Source organism: Algoriphagus alkaliphilus, assembly GCF_900103735.1.
GTDB classification, from domain to species: domain Bacteria; phylum Bacteroidota; class Bacteroidia; order Cytophagales; family Cyclobacteriaceae; genus Algoriphagus; species Algoriphagus alkaliphilus.
The window spans coordinates 62,486-79,698 of sequence record NZ_FMXE01000007.1 but is presented as its reverse complement, the minus strand read 5'-3'; the positions used below and the strand labels follow the sequence as shown (position 1 = coordinate 79,698).

Genomic DNA, 17,213 nt, shown 5'->3' with positions numbered 1-17,213 from the left:
GGATAAGTGGTAGGCGATCAAATTAGGGTTTGTCCTTTGGCGGAAAATCCCTTATTTAAGAAAAATTAAAAGTCACTTATGTATCAAAAAATCGCTCTTGCCATCGCTTTTTCTCCAAGAATGGAGGCTTTGATCGCTGAAGCAAAAAGATTGATAGACCTCTTCGGGTCAGAACTTATTTTGATACATGTAGGACTAAAAACCGCTGATTTGGAAGCCAAATTATCGGAAATCATCACCACCCATGGCTTAAATACCGCTTCCGTAACTACGATCTGGAAAGAAGGAAAGCCTGCCAAAATGATCCTTAAAGCCTGTGAGGAGGAAAATGTGGACCTCCTGATGCTGGGTGCCTTAAAAAAAGAAGGATTGCTCACTTATTACCTTGGATCGGTGGCGAGAAAAGTCATCCGTAAAGCCAAATGTTCTGTGCTGACGCTAATCGATCCAAAGATAGATCCGACCAAATTCTCCAAAGTAGTAATCAATGGAACTCAACTGGAGGTAACACCCAAGGTTATTTCCCAGGGACTGAAATTTTGCCAAATAGAAGGCACCACTCACGTCCATATCATTAATGAGATCAAACTCTATGGATTACAAATGGCTACAGCCGGTGAAGGTTCGGAAGATGAGGTCTCCAATACCCGAAGGAAATTAGTCCAGGAGGAAATCCGGTATGTGCAGGAAATCCTCAACGGTCTGGATCAGAGTGGACTGAAAATAAACATCAAGGTTACCGCCGGAAAATGGGCCGTCGAATTAGTAAGATACTGCGAATCAATCTCGGCGGACTTGTTAATCATGGGAGATGAAAACGGCTATACCTTTATCGATCGATTGTTTCCCCATGACTTGGAAGAGATCCTGTCAGAGCTTCCCTGCAACCTTTTAATCGTTAAGTAGCAGATGGAAAGTTTAGCACATAAAGAAGTAATCAACCTGCTTCTGCAGCTGGCAGCTATGCTACTTTCTGCACGCGTATTTGCGGAGATCGCACAAAAATTCAATCAACCGGCAGTTGTAGGTGAAATTATAGCCGGGATTGTCTTGGGGCCTACGATTCTTGGGATCATTACCCCTGATTTCTTTGACTATCTATTCCAAAGCAATCCTTCCGCTAATCTAGCGCTTGACGGTATCGTCCAAATGGCTGTGATTCTGCTGCTTTTCATCGCAGGTCTGGAAGTCGAACTCCATTTGGTTTTCTCTCAAGGCAAATCAGCCATTAATATCAGTATTCTCGGACTTGTATTTCCTTTCATTTTGGGATTTGTGATTCCTTACTTCTTCCCCACTTTCTTCGGGCTTGCTGAAGGGAATAAACTGCTATTCTCGCTTTTCATGGGAACGGCAATGTCAATTACTGCCCTGCCCGTAGTGGTACGGATTCTGATGGATATGGACCTATTCAAAACAAAAATGGGTATGGTCATCGTGGCAGGAGCCATGGTAAATGACATCATCGGTTGGTTGATCTTCTCTGTGATTTTGTCTTTCATGGGAAAAAGTGGAAACCTATCCCTAATTAGCACCATAGGGATCACACTGCTTTTTACCATATTCATGTTGACTTTGGGAAAAGGGCTACTGAATCGCGTCCTGCCTTGGATTAACAAAAAATTGGCATGGCCCGGAGGGCTATTATCACTCTCGATTTCCTTCTGCTTTTTACTGGCGGCATTTACCGAATGGCTTGGAATTCATGCCATTTTCGGGGCTTTTCTTTTCGGTGTTGCGCTGGGAGATTCTGATCATCTTTCGGAGAAAGCAAAGGAGATTATCCATCAGTTTATCAACAATATTTTCGCGCCACTTTTCTTTGTGTCAATCGGGCTGAAGATCAACTTCTTCACCAATTTTGATTTCTGGCTTGTTGCCGTCATCATCGTTATTTCCTTTTTGGGAAAAATAGTAGGCAGTGGTTACGGCGCGCTGCGATCAGGCTATCCATTGAAGGAAGCAATGGCTGTGGGTTTTGGGATGAATGCCCGAGGGGCAATGGAAATCATTTTGGGATTGATTGCATTGGAAAACGGTCTGATTGATGAGAAGCTTTTCGTAGCTCTGGTCGTCATGGCATTGGTCACTTCTATGACTAGTGGACCGCTGATGAAATGGGCTTTGCGAAAAAAGCCTGCTACCTAATCTCAAAAATCCTCTCCAAATCAACTACTAACGCCTCTCCAGTTGGAAGTTTTTGTTTGCCTCATTGTTGGACTTAGAAAAGTTCAATGGGGAGAATTTAAACAAAGGGTCTATTTTTGGGCTTTCCAAAGCAAAAGCACCAGACTAATGGCTAAAAATTCGGCAAAAATCGGCGTTCTTCTCGTCAATTTAGGAACTCCTGACAGCACCAAAACCAGTGATGTAAGGAAATACCTTCGGGAGTTTTTGATGGATTGGCGTGTGATTGACTTCCCTTTCATTCCCCGTTGGATGCTCGTCAATCTGATCATTGCACCATTTCGTGCGCCAAAATCTGCGGGCGAATACAGAAAGCTTTGGACAGATCGGGGTTCTCCCCTCCTTTTCCATACCCAAGACCTCAAGGATAAGCTCATCAAAAAACTTGATCCCGAAAAATACCTCGTGGCTATGGCGATGCGGTATCAAAATCCGAGTATTGAAAAAGGACTGGCTGAATTGATGAAAGCCAAAGTAAAAAAAATCATCGTCCTACCGCTTTTCCCGCAATATGCCTCTGCGACGAATGGGTCTGTGATTGACCGCGTAATGGAAATCGCGCGCGATTGGCAGATTATCCCGGAGATTACTTTTGTCAGCAACTATGTGGATCATCCGCTCTTTTTGGAGGCTTGGACCGAATTGGGTAGAGAAGCGATGCAAAAGCACGATTATGATAAATTTTTATTCTCCTATCATGGGCTTCCTGAGCGCCAAATCCGCAAAGGAAGTGTCGAAGGCTATTGCAAACTAGGTGCCTGCTGCAACAAATACGGGCTGAAAAATCAGTTTTGCTACCGTGCCCAGTGCTTCCAGACCACCAGATTGGTAGCAGAAAAATTAGGATTGCCGGAAGACAAGGTCATGACCTGCTTCCAATCCAGACTGGGGAAAGATCCCTGGATCAAACCCTACACCGAAGACACCATCAAGGAACTGGCCAAAGAAGGCGTAAAAAAAGTACTTGTCTTTTCTCCTGCCTTTGTGGCGGATTGTCTGGAAACCACTGTTGAAGTGGGGGAAGAATACAAAGAACAATTCGAAGAACTCGGTGGCGAGCATTGGGATCTGGTACCCAGCCTAAATTCCAATGACACCTGGGTGGAGTGTGTGAAGGATTTGGTGGAGTCAAGATCTTGATCATTCGAAATTTCAGAGGATCAATTTCCTTAAAGATGGATATTTTAATTAACGATTTCCTTTATTCGATATTCGATGTTCAGTGTTCGCTATTCGTTATTAAATAAAAAAATTCTGATTATCCGCAATCCTGCCAGAAATTAAGAAATCTGCTTTAGAAGTTGCGGCTAATCGTCCACAGACAACGGTCGACGGTCCACACCTGTGCGCCGTGGCGTAGCATGTTCTAAGGAACTTCAAACGATATTTAATAGGGTTACTGGTAGAAAAGCAGATATACAGAAAAAAATAATGAACATCGAATTAAGAAGAACATAATTCTAAAATCGTAAATGCAAAAATCTTCCGGCCAAGCCTTTCTAATCCTCGGCATCATTCTGATTTCCATCAATCTCAGGACTTCGATAGCTTCGGTTGGACCCTTGATTCCATTTATTCGCGAAGACCTTGGGATTTCCAATGGACTGGCGGGATTTCTCACGACACTCTCCCTTTTGACTTTTGCTGTATTTTCTCTTTTTGCCCCATCGATAGGGAAAAGACTAGGGCATGGCCAAGCTATTTTTTTAGGAATATTTCTTCTTACCATCGGTGTAATAGTACGAGTCCTCGGCGGAATCGAATTGCTATACCTGGGTACCGCTTTGACCGGAATTGGTATCGTGATCGCCAATGTGTTAATGATCCCTTTTTTCAAAGCGAGACTTCCGGAAAAAATCGGCTTGATGACAGCGATACTTTCTACAGGAATGTCACTCTTCGCAGCAGTTGCGTCGGGAATCAGTGTTCCGCTGGCCGTCGATTTGGGATTAGGTTGGCGGGGGTCATTGGCATCATGGGGTGTCCTCATGGTCTTGGCTTTGGTGGTGTGGATTCCTCAGATGAGCAGCCGTAAAAGTGGCTTTCAGGGGGATTTACTCAAAGCCAAGAATGTCTGGAAATCCAAATTGGCCTGGCAGATAACCCTATTTATGGGAGCCCAATCGGTGATGTATTTTACGATGGTGACTTGGCTTCCCGACATGCTGATCGCAAGGGGAATGAGTCCTGTCAAAGCAGGAGTTGCCTTGTCTTACATGCAGTTGATTTCCCTGATCGGAACATTCTTCGTTCCCAATTATCTGATTCGTCTCAAAGAACAATCCAATGTCATCCTCATTGTAGGCATCGGCTACCTGGTCGGCTACAGTGCGCTTTTTATCCAAAACGAACTCATTGCCTTTGCAGCATTGACCATCATCGGAATAGGAAGTGGTGCCAGTCTAAGCATTGCATACACTTTAATTTCTCTTCGGTCAGCCGAAGATTTAACTACCGCCAAACTCTCGGGAATGGTCCAATCTGCAGGGTACATTTTGGCAGCATTGGGTCCTTTGATCTTTGGAATTTCGCTTGATTTGTTTGACAATTGGAATATTCTGATCTGGTTTTTATTGATTATGACAGTTCAGTTCATATTATTTGGCTTGCCTGCCGGAAGAAACCGTAAGATTTAACCTTATCAAATTCAGTTTATTTCAGCTCCTAAGCCGAAGAAAAGAGGTATTTTTGCGAAAGCTTTTAACCTACCCATGCAAGACTTGCTTCATTCCTTCGGGATCTCCGAAAACCTCCTCAATTATGTCCTGATGCCACTTTTGATCTTTGTGGCCCGAATTGGCGACGTATCGATCAATACACTACGGATCATGTTTATGATGAATGGGAAGAAGAACATCGTACCCATTCTGGGCTTTTTTGAGGCGATGATCTGGTTATTGGCAATCGGGCAAATCTTTCAGAATGTCGATAACCCACTTTCTTATATTGCCTATGCGGGTGGATTTGCGACGGGGACATTTGTCGGGATGACATTGGAGGAAAAGTTGGCAATAGGTAGGGTTTTGGTACGAGTGATCACTCCCGAACCTCACCCTGAATTACTGGAATTTATGAAAGACAAGAATTACCGTTTTACCAATGTGGGCGCAGAGGGTCGTTATGGAAAGGTTAATTTGCTTTTCACAGTAATGAAGAGAGACACCCTTCCGGAATTTATCTCCAAGGTAAAAGAGGTGGATGAAAAGGCGTTTTACACGATAGAAAGCGTGAAAAGAGTTTCAGAAGATGACCTTAATACCATGGAGGACAGATCAGGTTTTCGGTCCAAATTTTTCAGCAAGGCCCGTAACTGATGGGTAATTCCTGGTTTCAGTTTCAGCAGTTTAGAGTTCATCAGGATCGCTGCGCCATGAAAATCAGTACCGATGCAGTTCTTTTGGGCTCACTTGCAAAGGCTGAAAAACCCGAAAAAATTCTGGATATCGGTACAGGCACAGGAGTTATAGCACTGATGCTTGCGCAAAGATTTCCGGATTCAAAAATCACTGCTATCGAAATTGATCCCGATGCAGCAGAGCAGGCCACTGAGAATTTTCGAGAAAGCCCGTTTTCAGAAAGGTTGGAATTATTTCACGGTCGGGTTCAGGAATTTGCTTTGAGAGAAAATTACGATCTGATTGTCAGCAATCCGCCCTTTTTCCCGCATCATCTCAAATCCCAGGATTCAAAACGAAACAAAGCCCTTCACACTGACGAGTTGTCTTTCGGTGAATTGATAGAAAAAACAGTTCTCTTGCTTACAAAATCGGGGATTTTTTGGGTGATCCTACCCCCTAGACAGATGCTGGATTTGGAGGTTTTAGCAGAGCGATCAGGCCTGTACCTCCAGCAAAAAGTCACAGTGCAGGACAGTGTCGAAAAGCCGATTCACCGTGAAATCGGAAGTTTTTCTTTTTCCCAAGCCGATAAAAAGGAAGGAAATATCATTCTAAAAGATTCCGATTCGAGTCATTCCAGATCCTATTCAGCCTTACTTTCCGGATTTTTGTTGGGTTTTTAAAAATATAAGCCTTTCATTCCTCTAATTTTTACCAAATAAATGTCACATTTTTAAAATTTGGGTGAATTAGTGCCCCTTTTTTATATTTTTGGCTGAAGCAACTAACTTAATCACTTGCATCCAATTCTTTTCCTGAGCATTATTATTAGGCTATTGGACAGATTGGTCAGTACTTAAGAAGATGACACCATCACAAAGATCTCCAATGAAGAGGGGGATTTTGTAAGATTTAAAAAGCCGAACGGTAAATTGAAGAATGAAACTTCCTTGCCGATAGTCGGGTATTTTTGGAGTTTAAGTAGGAGTAGTGCTGTTTGGGGTACTATGGGGATTAAAAACCTTATTAATGAAAAAAATTCTGGTCATTCTTATCTTTTTCATAGGACAAGCCAGCTGGGCTCAGACTACCAGTCCTAGCAAACGGGAAGTCATCGGAAGGGATATCGGTCAGCTCAAAGGAATCAAAATTTCCGGAAGAATCATGGATGAGATCACCGGAGAAGGATTGGTTGGAGCTACTGTCACAGTCCCCGAACTTGACCTAACTCGTGTCACTGACAAAAACGGCGGATTTGAACTTCTGCTTGACCGGGCTGAATACACCATCCAGTTTCGGTATGTAGGATACGAAACCATCGATTACCCAATTACTGCTGTGGGAGATGGGAGAATGACAATCCGGCTGATTCAGGAAGATTTTCAGTTGGATGATGTGGTGATTTTCGGCAGAGATCCTGAGAAAAATATTCGGTCCACAGACATGGGAGCGATTACATTAAGCATGAACACGATGCGGGAGCTTCCCCCGTTTATGGGAGAAATTGACATTGTTCGCTCCTTAGCTACTTTACCGGGTGTCAGTCAAGTAGGGGAGGCTTCTTCCGGTCTTAATGTCCGAGGCGGTGGAGTGGATCAAAACCTGATTCAATTTGCGGGAGCACCGATCTATAATCCTTCCCACATGTTTGGGCTTTTTACAGCTTTCAATGCAGATGTGGTCAATGATGTGACCTTATATAAGGCCGTCGTTCCGGCAAAATACGGTGGGAGGAGTTCCGCTATTCTGGATATTTTGCCCAAGGCCGGGAGTGTAAGCAAATGGGGAGGTGATCTGATGCTGAGTAATTATTCAGGCAAAATTTCGCTGAACGGTCCTCTGATTAAAGACAAAGTTTCTATTCTGGGTGGATTCCGGATTTCTTACATCAACTGGTTACTCCAATCGCTAAGCAACCCAACCGTAAGAAATTCGCAGGCAAATTTTTACGATGGCAATTTGGTCATCAGTGCACCCATTTCAAATAAAAATGAATTCACCTACAGCTATTATACCAGCTACGATGACTTTGCATTTGCCTCGGACACGACCATTTCCTGGAGAAATACCGCACATTCTCTTCAGTGGAAAAGCAAGTTGAGTTCCAAACTGAGCTTTGAAGCACTTGGTTATTATACCCTTTACGACTATGGGATTTTCAACTTAAGCGGAATCAGTGACTTTGAAATCAATTCTGAAATTCAGGATTTGGGAGGCAAGTTTTTTCTGGGGTATAACTTCAGCGAAACCAGTAAAATTGTCTTTGGAGGAGAATACAAACAAGTGAATATTCAACCGGGAGAACTCGTCCCAAAAGGGACTCAGGAGGATATTTTATTCAAAAAAGTACAGAATGAAGCCGGTCGGGAAGCTGGTATTCACTTTCAGCATGACTTTGAATTGGGTGAAAAGTTCGGTTTTGCATACGGGCTGCGCTACGACACCTATCAGTATTTGGGATCTAGAGTAGTCCGTCAATACGCAGAAAACGAACCCCTCTCTGACGGAAGCTCGATCGGTGAAACGAGCTACAAGGATGGTGAAGTCATCCAAACTTACGGCGGACTTGGCCCAAGAGCATCTTTCCGATATTCGCTTAGCAAAGCAAGCTCGATCAAACTGGGATACAACAAAATGTACCAATTTATTCACCTGATTTCCAATACTGCTACCATTGCGCCCTCTGATGTCTGGAAGCTCAGTGATAATTTTCTGGGGCCACAGATCGCAGATCAGTATTCCCTGGGTTTTTACAACAACTTCAAAGGAAACATCTTCGAAACCTCGATTGAAGTATATTACAAGGATCTTCAAAATGTGGTAGAGTACAAGGATGGTGCAACCTTGATCATGCAAAATCACATTGAAACCGAGCTGATTCCTGCAGAAGGTCAGGCCTACGGTGTGGAACTTTATGTGAAAAAGAATTTGGGAAGACTTACAGGATGGGCTTCTTACACTTATTCAAGATCACTCAGAAGAGTAATCACCCCTTACGAAGAAGAGAACATCAATGATGGAGAGTGGTACGCTTCCAACTTTGACAAACCACACGATCTGACTTTGATCGGGAATTATAAGGTGAGTACCAATACCTCAATTTCTGCAACTTTTGCCTACAGCACAGGCCGTCCGGTGACTTTCCCAGAAGCAAAATTCGAGTACTCCGGAATCAATTTAGCCTACTTTGACTCCAGAAATCAGCAGCGACTTCCCGATTTTCACCGGCTGGATTTCGCGGTGAATTTCAAATTCAAAGGTCAGGGACGCTTTTTTGATGGGAATTGGACCTTTTCATTGTTGAATGTTTATGGCCGGAGGAATTCCTACTCGATTTATTTTGGCGAATCTGATGGTTCCCCGCCCCAAGCCTTAAGGCTGGCGATTTTGGGTGTGCCACTTCCAAGTTTGAGCTATGCGATTAAATTCTAATCCGATGGTAAAAAAACTGATTTATATCCTGCTTTTATTGCCAATGGCCTGCATAGATCCCTATCAGGTAAATGTGCCTGGAGGACCTCAACTGTTAACGGTAGATGGGCTGATACATTCGGGGCCTGGTCCACATGCAGTTACGATTTCTCAAAGTGCCACGTATGGAAGCATATTTGAGCGTTTGATCCGGCCGGTAAGAGGCGCAATTGTAGTGATCCGCGACAATGAAGGAAATGTTATCCTTTTGGAGGAAGGATTGGAAACTCGGGGAAGCTATTTTACACCTGTTGGATTCCAAGCCAAAATCGGCAACTCATACACCTTGCAAATACAAACCGCAGAAGGGAAGGTCTACACTTCCCTACCTGAACGGGTCGAATCAGCCCCTCAAATAGAAAACATCGAACTTAAAACAGTAAAAATCCCGGTCAAAGGCGAAACCAATCCAAGATCTGGAGTTCAGTTGATCTCCGAAATCAATGATCCTGCTGACCAAAAGAACTTTTACTTTTGGAGGCTGAGTCCTGTGGTCCATGTCCTGGAAGCAAGACCGGATCTTCATTTCGACCAAAGGACTCTGACTCCTGCCCCTAAGGCATGTTGTTATACTTGTTTTAAGACTGAAGCTGTAGGAAACCAAAGTCTTTTCATCGCGCAAGATGACAGCTTCAATGGGTTGAAAACTCGTATCCCCACAGGTTTTATTGAGGATAACGGAATCCGGTTTGTGAATAAACTGAGAGTAGATGTAAATCAATACGCGGTCTCTAAGGAAGCCTATCGGTTTCTACGTCTGGTAAAGCAGCAGGCAGAAATCAACGGATCGATTTTTGACCCTCCCCCTGCGACAATCCGTGGAAACATGGTAAGCTTAGATGATCCTGAGGAGGTGGTTTTGGGCTATTTTATTGCTGCGGGGGCATCAAAAAAGAGAATCTATATCGACAAATCAGATCTGACTTTTCGCCAAAACACGGTGATTATCCCGGACGATTGCAGGGCAGTTGATGGGGCCAAACTCTTTCCGCCGGCTGATTGGAACCCCTAGTCCGATGGAACACTTGGATTTTCTTTTTTTACTTCGAGGATTCTCTCCTCGAACAGAATCCCGGATTTTTCGAGTTTCGACAAAATCGGTTCGTAAATCTCAGGTATTACAGGAAGATGAAGTCCGACGAGTCGGATTTTCTCATCTAAAAACAAGTCCACCGCGATCGCGAGCGGCAGTCCTACCGTTTTGGCCATGGCGGTATACACCGAATCCTCCCCAAAACTCACTAGACTGGAAGTGATTTCTTTGATCCCTTCTTTGGTCCGGATTTCAAACTGATGCTGCATCACGATCATATCCCGGTCTTCGGGCCGCAAGGCCCAGTCTTTTTCTAAAATCGCCTGAAGGAGCTGTGCAGGACTTCCTGTGGTCTTTGGCAAGGGTCTGTTTTCGAAGAATCCAAGCCATTGCAGTTTTTCAAAACTTGGAAAGTCCAAATCTGGAATGATTTCGGCAAGCTTTTCTTCAATTCTTAGTTGGGAATGGTAAGGAAGAAAAGCATTCAAAAACTGACGAAGTGTGGCTTTTTCTGGTAATTCCATTTGTATAGAATCGTCCGTCATGCCCAATTGAACAAACACATCCCAAGCTTTGCAATAACCAGTTCTGCGAAGCGTGCCCCGTAGCATGGTTGGGATAGCTTCAAGGCCATAAGTTTTCCGATAGCTTAAAGAATCCCGATTTGGATATCCTTCAAAATCCCCAAGGCCGGGGAATTTCAGAGATTCCAGACGCTTGAAAAGTTGATGGTAGGGAACGTATTTTAAGTCGCCTTTTTCAATGTAACAGGCAGTTCCCTGTCCTGCCAAAACCACATTTCGTGGATTCCAGGTAAACTTATATTTCCAGGGATTATCCTCGCTTTCCGGAGCTATAAGTCCACCGCAAAAGGATTTGAATGAAATAATTTCCTCCCCTTTTTGCTTCGCTTCATGAATAATTTTCATAGCCGACATGTGGTCAATTCCGGGGTCGAGTCCGCATTCATTCAGAAAAAAAAGGCCTTTTGCCTCAACCTCAGCACTCATCTCCCGCATGGCATCCGACTCGTAAGAGGCTGAAAAAAAATGCTTCCCCAGCTCTAAGCAATCTTTCGCAACCAATGGGTGCATGAATGCTGGCAACATGGAAATCACCACATCTGCTTTGGAAATCAACGCTCTTCTTTGCGCATCATTTGCTGAGTCCAACTGCTCAGCCCGAGTTTCTTTTCGATTTTTAAGTTTTGCTTTGGCTGATTCCACGTCTAGGTCTGCAAGAATCAAACTTCTGTTCTTTTCCGCACAACTATCCGCCAAAAAATCAATCAGATAGGTGGAGGACTTACCTGCTCCAAGGATTACTATTGTATTCATTTCATCGGGTTTGCTCAACGAAATTGGGAATATTTTTCGGCTAAGAAAGCGTTATACGCAGGATTTTAGGAACAATTCCTTACTTTGATCGTTAGGTTTGGCCTAAACTTATTTTTAAAGTGAAAAAAATAATTCTGAATTCCGAAATCGAGGAACTGAGCCCCGAGGAACTTGATCATATTGAGCAAGCTCTCCTTTCCAGGGCTCAAACCATTTCAAAATTGGCTTATGCACCTTATTCCAACTTTAACGTTGGTGCGGCGCTTTTACTGGAAAATGGAGAAGTACTCCAATCCTCCAATCAGGAGAATGTCAGCTATCCGGTAGGAACCTGCGCCGAGCGAATAGCTTTGGGCTATGCAGGAGCAAATTATCCAACTTCCGCACCCGTGATGCTGGCAATAGTTGCGCATCGGGCAGGAGAGGAAAAATGGGCCGGTGTATCACCCTGTGGCATGTGTCGACAGGCTATCAATGAGACAGAAAACCGGTTCAAAAAACCGATAACGATGTTGATTCTAAGTGCAGGCGGAACCGTATTACGGATCAAGGGCATTTCGGCACTATTGCCCATAAAGTTTGACGATCTCAATAGCGCTGGATTAGAATACTAAAGCCTAATTGTAGGTATTATATTCCTTTCAGGATTGGAGTAACCTAATCTTTTAGAAAAATTTTTATACTTTCTAACACCCTAAAAAAGTCTCTCAATTTCAATATCGCATTTATGGCAGGAATAGCAATTCTTTTTATTGTCCTGGGGATAATGGTGAAATATGGGAAAATGTATTCTCTTATTGCCGGATACAATACCATGTCATCCTCAGAAAAAGAGCAAATCAATATTGAAGCGATTGCTAATGTATTCCGAAATGGCATGTTTGGAATGGCATTGATTATTGCAGTTGGTATCCTACTCACTGAATTCACAGGGAATCCAAGTCTTCAAACCAATGCCCTATTTATTGCTGTATTTACAGGAGTTCCCTACTTTATTATTGTGCCTAACTTGAGAAAGTATAAAAAATGACCGAGCTTATCTGAAAATGCGGCAGTTAGATCGAAAACAAACAAAAGTTAACATCAACGGCGTACTTTTGAATTAAAGACCATCAATCTCAGAAAAGTGAAGCATTCCATCCGATTTGAATACGAATCGCACTTCTTCCTCTCTCATGAACCGACTTTCAAAGAAAAAGAAATCTGGCTGGTCGTGCATGGATATGGGCAGCTTGCTGAGTTTTTCGTTCGAAAATTCAAATCATTTTATTCTCCCGAACGACTCTTCATTGCACCGGAGGGTACAAATTACAATTATTTGGAAGGCTTTCAAGGTCGGGTTGGGGCCAATTGGATGACCAAACACGAGCGAGAAACCGCCATCGCCAATAATCACAGACTATTGGACAAACTGATCGGATCCTTTATGGAGCACTACGAGGAAAAACCAAAGGTTCATGTATTGGGATTTTCACAAGGTGCTGCTACGGCTACACGATGGGCAAGTAATTGGTCTGGAAAAATTGATACGCTCGTGCTGTGGTCTGGGGGTTTTGCGCTTGATTTGAATATTGAGGCGGCAAATGAGGCCTTCGCAGAGACAGAGATGTTTCTGGTTTTGGGAGAAAAGGATGATCTGATCACCTCCGAAAGCATACAAAAGCAAGAAGAACTGATCCGAAATCTTGGCAAGCAGGTGGAAAGGCTGACTTTTGACGGTGGCCATGAGCTGGATACAGAAGTTTTGGATAAAATCATAAATGCGAATAAATAAGGCTAATTTTTGGCCTCGAGATTGTTAACATTCAAACAAATTGTTGAAATTCAACCTTAAGTATTTTTGAAAAAATATTAAACCCCATCCATGCTTTCGCTTAATGAAAAAGAGGTAGACAATATTGCTGCCCAATTACTTAAAGGAATGATCTGCTTCTACCAAATCGACAAGAAGAAGATTCACCAAATGCCTGATGATGAAGATTACTTCAACTACGACTTGACTGAGGCAGAAGAGGATGTCTTGGACGAAATCGATGAAAATCCCGACAATTTCGCTGAGTTTACCAAAATGGAACCGGCCCAAGAGCATCAGATGATGCAGGATTTTATCGACCGAAAAGTAAAAGAACGCAACCTCGCCGAGGATCTGGTCAACGCATTAAGCAAGCCAAAAGCATCCACCGGATTTAAGTTTCTGATCGACGGATCCAAATACAAAGCTGAATGGCAGGAATACCGAAAAGGAAAGTATGCCGATTGGGTCAAAGAGCAAGTCGATTCATTCAACTATACCGAAGATTAAATATTCAAGCCGCCGAGAATCTTAGCGGCTTTTCTTTTTTGGACCCACCATCATGTCAAAAATCAGCATTAGGCATACGCTTTTACCCGGAGATTTGGGTCAAGTAGCGGCACTACACGGACGAATATACTTTGAGGAGCATGGCTTTGGGCTGGGATTTGAAGCCTATGTGATGGAAAGCTTACTGGAGTTTTTCAGACAGTATGATCCGTTAAATGATAAAGTTTGGGTAGTGGAAGATCAGGGGAAACTGGTCGGGTTTCTCTTGCTGATGCACCGAACAGAAAACAAGGCTCAGTTACGCTATTTCATTTTGGAAAAAAATTACCGCGGAATGGGACTCGGACGCAAACTGATCAGGGAATGGATGGATTTTTACCAAGAAAGAGGGTTCTCTGGTGCCTATCTTTACACCACCTCGGGATTGGATTCTGCCGTTCATCTCTACGAAAGCTTTGGCTTTCGTAAAGTCTCCGAAAAACACTCCGAAGACTTTGGCGTTCCATTGAAAGAAATTCTATTCCAACTACCCTGAACTTGGCAGGCAGGTGTGGCCTCAAAGAAAAAATTATAAACACATGAAATGCCCATGAGAAAGGCCTCTCACACAGGGGAATGATTATCCGGGGCATTCCATCTGACCATTAAAAAACAAAATATAAACAGATGAAATCGAGCATGACCCTTTCGGTGTCACACAGAGGGATGATTATTCACCATGCGAGATTCCATCTGACCATAAAAAATCAATTATAAACAGATGAAATCAAGCATGACCCAAAGCGTCACACACTGGGATGATTATAATTCATGCGAAGATTCCATCTGACCAATAAAAATCAAATTATAAACAGATGAAATGCCCATGACCCCGTAGGTACGGGAACACACAGAAAGATGCCCCGAGCTATCGGGGAATCTATGCGAAGATTCCTCCCGATAGCTATCGGGATGACCGCTTAAAAACAATTATAAACGGATGAAAAAAATAACCCTAGTCCTACTTTTCGGGCTTTTTACTCAGCTTTCTTTTTCTCAAAATTGGGACTGGGGAGGGCCTGTAGATCCGCTACAGCAAAAATTTGAAGTACGGCACTACCGGCTGGAATTGGAGCTTCTTCCTGAAACACAATCCATCCAAGGGTCCAATACGGTGACTTTTTCTGCAAGCGAAAAACTTGACACGCTACGGCTCAATCTAATAGAAGCGTATCAGGTTTCCATCGTGCTGATGGATGGAAAAGAAGTGCAATTCAATCATCAAAATGATATTTTGGACATTTTCCCAATCGACTGCACTTGTGATCAGGTTCAGGTATTTTATGGAGGGAAAACTCCGATTGCCGTCAATCCGCCTTGGGAAGGAGGGTTTACCTGGGAAAAGGACCAACTGGGAAACCACTGGATGGGTTTGTCTTCTCAAGGAGAGGGTTCACAAATTTTTATGCCAGGCCTGGACCATCCATCCAGCGAACCGAGCGAAGGAGTAGATATCATTATTACTGTGCCCAAGCCTTATTTTGTGGCATCCAATGGGCGGCAAGTAGAAACAGTGGTGAAAAATGAAAAGGTTACTTACCATTGGTCAACCTCCTACCCGATCAATGTATATAATATCAACTTCACGATGGGCATTTTTCATGAGGAAAAAATGGACTTTCTGTCTGTCTCAGGAGCACTTGTACCCATGCATGTCTGGGTACTTCAGGAAAACCGTAACAAAGCCAAATCTTTATTGGAGGTATTAAAAACCAGCACTGAAACACAAGAGAAATACTTCGGAGCCTTTCCCTTCCCCGAGGATAAAATAGCGGTGGTCGAAACGCCCTACTTGGGCATGGAACATCAAACCATCAATGCCTATGGGAACAATTTCCAGTTTGTTCAGTTGGGAAAAGTGCAGTACGATTGGCTTCTGCACCATGAGCTTGGTCACGAATGGTTTGGAAACAAGGTCTCCGTGGGAGACTGGGCCGACATGTGGATCCATGAAGGACTCACTGCCTATGGAGATTGGTTATTCTACTGGGAGCATGGCGGTCCCGAGGCCTATTTTACAAAGGTTAAATCCGAGTCCAAAAATATCCCGCACGCCAGACCTGTAGTAGGTCCAATTAATTCAACCGAGGAGCAGGCCTATCATCCGGAGATCTACACCAAAGGGGCGATGGTCATTCATTCACTTCGGGGAATTTTGGGAGACGAAAGCTTTTTCCCAATGCTCAAAGCATTCGCCTCTGATGAGCGATTCACCTATCAGAATCTGGTAAACACAAACGATTTCATCGAATTTGTGCAAGCTTATTCCGGAAAAAATCTTCAGGGATTCTTCCATTTATACCTTTATTCTACGGACTTGCCACGGTTGAAAGTAAGTAAAAAAGGCAAATCGAAATATAGCATTTCGCTTCAGGGAATAGCTTTCGAAATGCCCCTGGAAGTGCTGACATCCGAGGGCATTCAGCGAATCATTGCAGGATCCAAAGAAGTGGATGTGTTAAGCACCACACCTCCCGTAGTCGATCCATCTGGATGGATGATGATGAAGCGATAAAATCCTTTTGGGTAAAGTGATACACCTAAGTCTGAGTACGGCCAACAACCGCCTGGTGCTTCCTAAAATAATGAGGGCTTTCCGGAAAGCGGAATCTTAAAACTAAAGATCTGCTGGTCGATTCGATTTTCCTGAAAGTAAACCAGGGGGCCATTTTGATTTCCAAAGTTATAGAGATCAACAGCTTCTCTGGTAAGATTTCGTACATCTCCACTTAAAATCCCTGAAACAATCCCAACACCTAAAGTCCCGAGGGTAATCGGCCAAAACAAATTACTAAATGTGGAGGACTGGCTCTGAGGAGAAATTACCAAGAAAGTAGAGCCGGCAAATAATCCAACGTTTAAAACCGATAGGGCAGTATTGATTTTTTGTCTCCGAAGTGACTTTTGGTAGAGGGCCAATGCCTCAGGATCTTCGGACAGAATTAGCATTACATCTTGTTTTCTCAATGATTTTGAACCTTCAAAAACCTCAACCTTTTGGGTCAGAATATTCCGTTTTGTTTCTACTCTAAGAAATGGATAATCCTGTGCTAAAACATTCGTTTGAATCAACATCCCAAAAAACACCCCCAAGAATAACTTTCTCATAAAGTAAAATTAATTTTTCCTCCGAAAGCATACGGATTAATGGTAGCAAAGATTTCTGATTAATGACTAAAAAAGAAAAGGGAAAAGCAGTGTAACCGCATTTTCCCTTTCAATTTTTACTTAAGCCAGTAACCTTAATTATTAAATAAAAAGTAAAGATCCAAATACTAAAATCCGGTCCTCACTTCATTAGCCTATCTTTTTGCCGTTATTCTTCAAAATCGCAACAAGGATTAGGATAAATACCGCAGCTCCAGCTGCTACTAGCAGCCAAGTTTGTTCGTACCAAACCGGCTCCGGACTTAAATCTATTTTAATGTCAAGCCCTTTGTCCTGAGCAAATGCTCCTTGAATAAGCCCAAGTCCCATTATAAGACTCATAGCTAGGAAGTTGGTGA

At 43.2% G+C, this 17,213-nt stretch carries 17 protein-coding genes; 14 read left to right on the top strand and 3 right to left on the bottom strand.

All coding sequences use genetic code 11. From position 1 onward, the window contains the following. The first annotated feature begins 78 nt into the window (after positions 1-78). The 8 genes from BLQ81_RS06030 to BLQ81_RS05995 all read left to right on the top strand — a co-directional run bounded on the left by BLQ81_RS06030 (position 79) and on the right by BLQ81_RS05995 (position 10,008). A complete protein-coding gene (locus BLQ81_RS06030; protein ID WP_092729054.1) occupies positions 79-906 on the top strand; it encodes a universal stress protein in 828 nt (275 codons plus the stop codon). A gap of 3 nt (positions 907-909) precedes the next feature. Continuing rightward, positions 910-2,148 carry a cation:proton antiporter gene (locus BLQ81_RS06025; protein ID WP_092729053.1) on the top strand — a complete coding sequence of 413 codons (1,239 nt, stop codon included), beginning with the start codon at positions 910-912 and terminating at the stop codon, positions 2,146-2,148. A 147-nt stretch (positions 2,149-2,295) separates the two neighbouring features. Beyond that, on the top strand, positions 2,296-3,327 hold the full coding sequence (hemH, locus tag BLQ81_RS06020) for a ferrochelatase (protein ID WP_092729052.1): 1,032 nt from the start codon (positions 2,296-2,298) through the stop codon (positions 3,325-3,327). Positions 3,328-3,659: 332 nt separating this feature from the next. Further along, positions 3,660-4,823, top strand: a complete 1,164-nt coding sequence (locus BLQ81_RS06015; protein ID WP_092729051.1) for a CynX/NimT family MFS transporter — start codon at positions 3,660-3,662, stop codon at positions 4,821-4,823. 75 nt (positions 4,824-4,898) lie between these two features. Then, a complete protein-coding gene (locus BLQ81_RS06010) occupies positions 4,899-5,501 on the top strand; it encodes a DUF2179 domain-containing protein (RefSeq protein WP_092729050.1) in 603 nt (200 codons plus the stop codon). After that, entirely contained in the window at positions 5,501-6,208 is a 708-nt protein-coding gene (locus BLQ81_RS06005) for a tRNA1(Val) (adenine(37)-N6)-methyltransferase (protein ID WP_092729049.1), read from the top strand. Before BLQ81_RS06010 ends, BLQ81_RS06005 begins: the two co-directional genes overlap by 1 nt. Before the next feature lie 346 nt (positions 6,209-6,554). Then, the gene (locus tag BLQ81_RS06000; protein WP_092729048.1) at positions 6,555-8,957 is read left to right on the top strand and encodes a TonB-dependent receptor; all 2,403 of its coding nucleotides are present in this window, start codon (positions 6,555-6,557) and stop codon (positions 8,955-8,957) included. A 4-nt stretch (positions 8,958-8,961) separates the two neighbouring features. After that, complete coding sequence (locus BLQ81_RS05995; RefSeq protein WP_092729163.1) at positions 8,962-10,008, top strand: DUF4249 domain-containing protein; 1,047 nt, start codon at positions 8,962-8,964, stop codon at positions 10,006-10,008. Here the strand turns inward: BLQ81_RS05995 and BLQ81_RS05990 are convergent. Further along, entirely contained in the window at positions 10,005-11,366 is a 1,362-nt protein-coding gene (locus BLQ81_RS05990; RefSeq protein ID WP_092729047.1) for a saccharopine dehydrogenase C-terminal domain-containing protein, read from the bottom strand. The genes BLQ81_RS05995 and BLQ81_RS05990 overlap by 4 nt on opposite strands. 119 nt (positions 11,367-11,485) lie before the next feature. On the opposite strand from BLQ81_RS05990, the gene BLQ81_RS05985 reads away from it, so the two are divergent. The 6 genes from BLQ81_RS05985 to BLQ81_RS05960 all read left to right on the top strand — a co-directional run bounded on the left by BLQ81_RS05985 (position 11,486) and on the right by BLQ81_RS05960 (position 16,222). After that, positions 11,486-11,980 carry a cytidine deaminase gene (locus BLQ81_RS05985; RefSeq protein WP_092729046.1) on the top strand — a complete coding sequence of 165 codons (495 nt, stop codon included), beginning with the start codon at positions 11,486-11,488 and terminating at the stop codon, positions 11,978-11,980. A 113-nt stretch (positions 11,981-12,093) separates the two neighbouring features. Next, positions 12,094-12,396 carry a DUF3784 domain-containing protein gene (locus BLQ81_RS05980; protein WP_092729045.1) on the top strand — a complete coding sequence of 101 codons (303 nt, stop codon included), beginning with the start codon at positions 12,094-12,096 and terminating at the stop codon, positions 12,394-12,396. A gap of 96 nt (positions 12,397-12,492) precedes the next feature. Then, positions 12,493-13,140 carry an alpha/beta hydrolase gene (locus BLQ81_RS05975; RefSeq protein ID WP_092729044.1) on the top strand — a complete coding sequence of 216 codons (648 nt, stop codon included), beginning with the start codon at positions 12,493-12,495 and terminating at the stop codon, positions 13,138-13,140. A 90-nt stretch (positions 13,141-13,230) separates the two neighbouring features. Beyond that, entirely contained in the window at positions 13,231-13,668 is a 438-nt protein-coding gene (locus BLQ81_RS05970; RefSeq protein WP_092729043.1) for a UPF0158 family protein, read from the top strand. Positions 13,669-13,720: 52 nt separating this feature from the next. Then, positions 13,721-14,203 (top strand): GNAT family N-acetyltransferase, encoded by a 483-nt coding sequence (locus BLQ81_RS05965; RefSeq protein WP_092729042.1) that lies wholly within the window; start codon positions 13,721-13,723, stop codon positions 14,201-14,203. Between the two features lie 444 nt (positions 14,204-14,647). Continuing rightward, complete coding sequence (locus BLQ81_RS05960) at positions 14,648-16,222, top strand: M1 family metallopeptidase (RefSeq protein WP_092729041.1); 1,575 nt, start codon at positions 14,648-14,650, stop codon at positions 16,220-16,222. A gap of 62 nt (positions 16,223-16,284) precedes the next feature. Here the strand turns inward: BLQ81_RS05960 and BLQ81_RS05955 are convergent, their stop codons facing one another. Together BLQ81_RS05955 and BLQ81_RS05950 are read right to left on the bottom strand one after the other, a co-directional pair. Beyond that, complete coding sequence (locus BLQ81_RS05955) at positions 16,285-16,815, bottom strand: hypothetical protein (RefSeq protein ID WP_092729040.1); 531 nt, start codon at positions 16,813-16,815, stop codon at positions 16,285-16,287. Positions 16,816-17,004: 189 nt separating this feature from the next. Next, positions 17,005-17,196, bottom strand: a complete 192-nt coding sequence (locus BLQ81_RS05950) for a hypothetical protein (protein ID WP_139183569.1) — start codon at positions 17,194-17,196, stop codon at positions 17,005-17,007. Positions 17,197-17,213 lie beyond the last annotated feature (17 nt).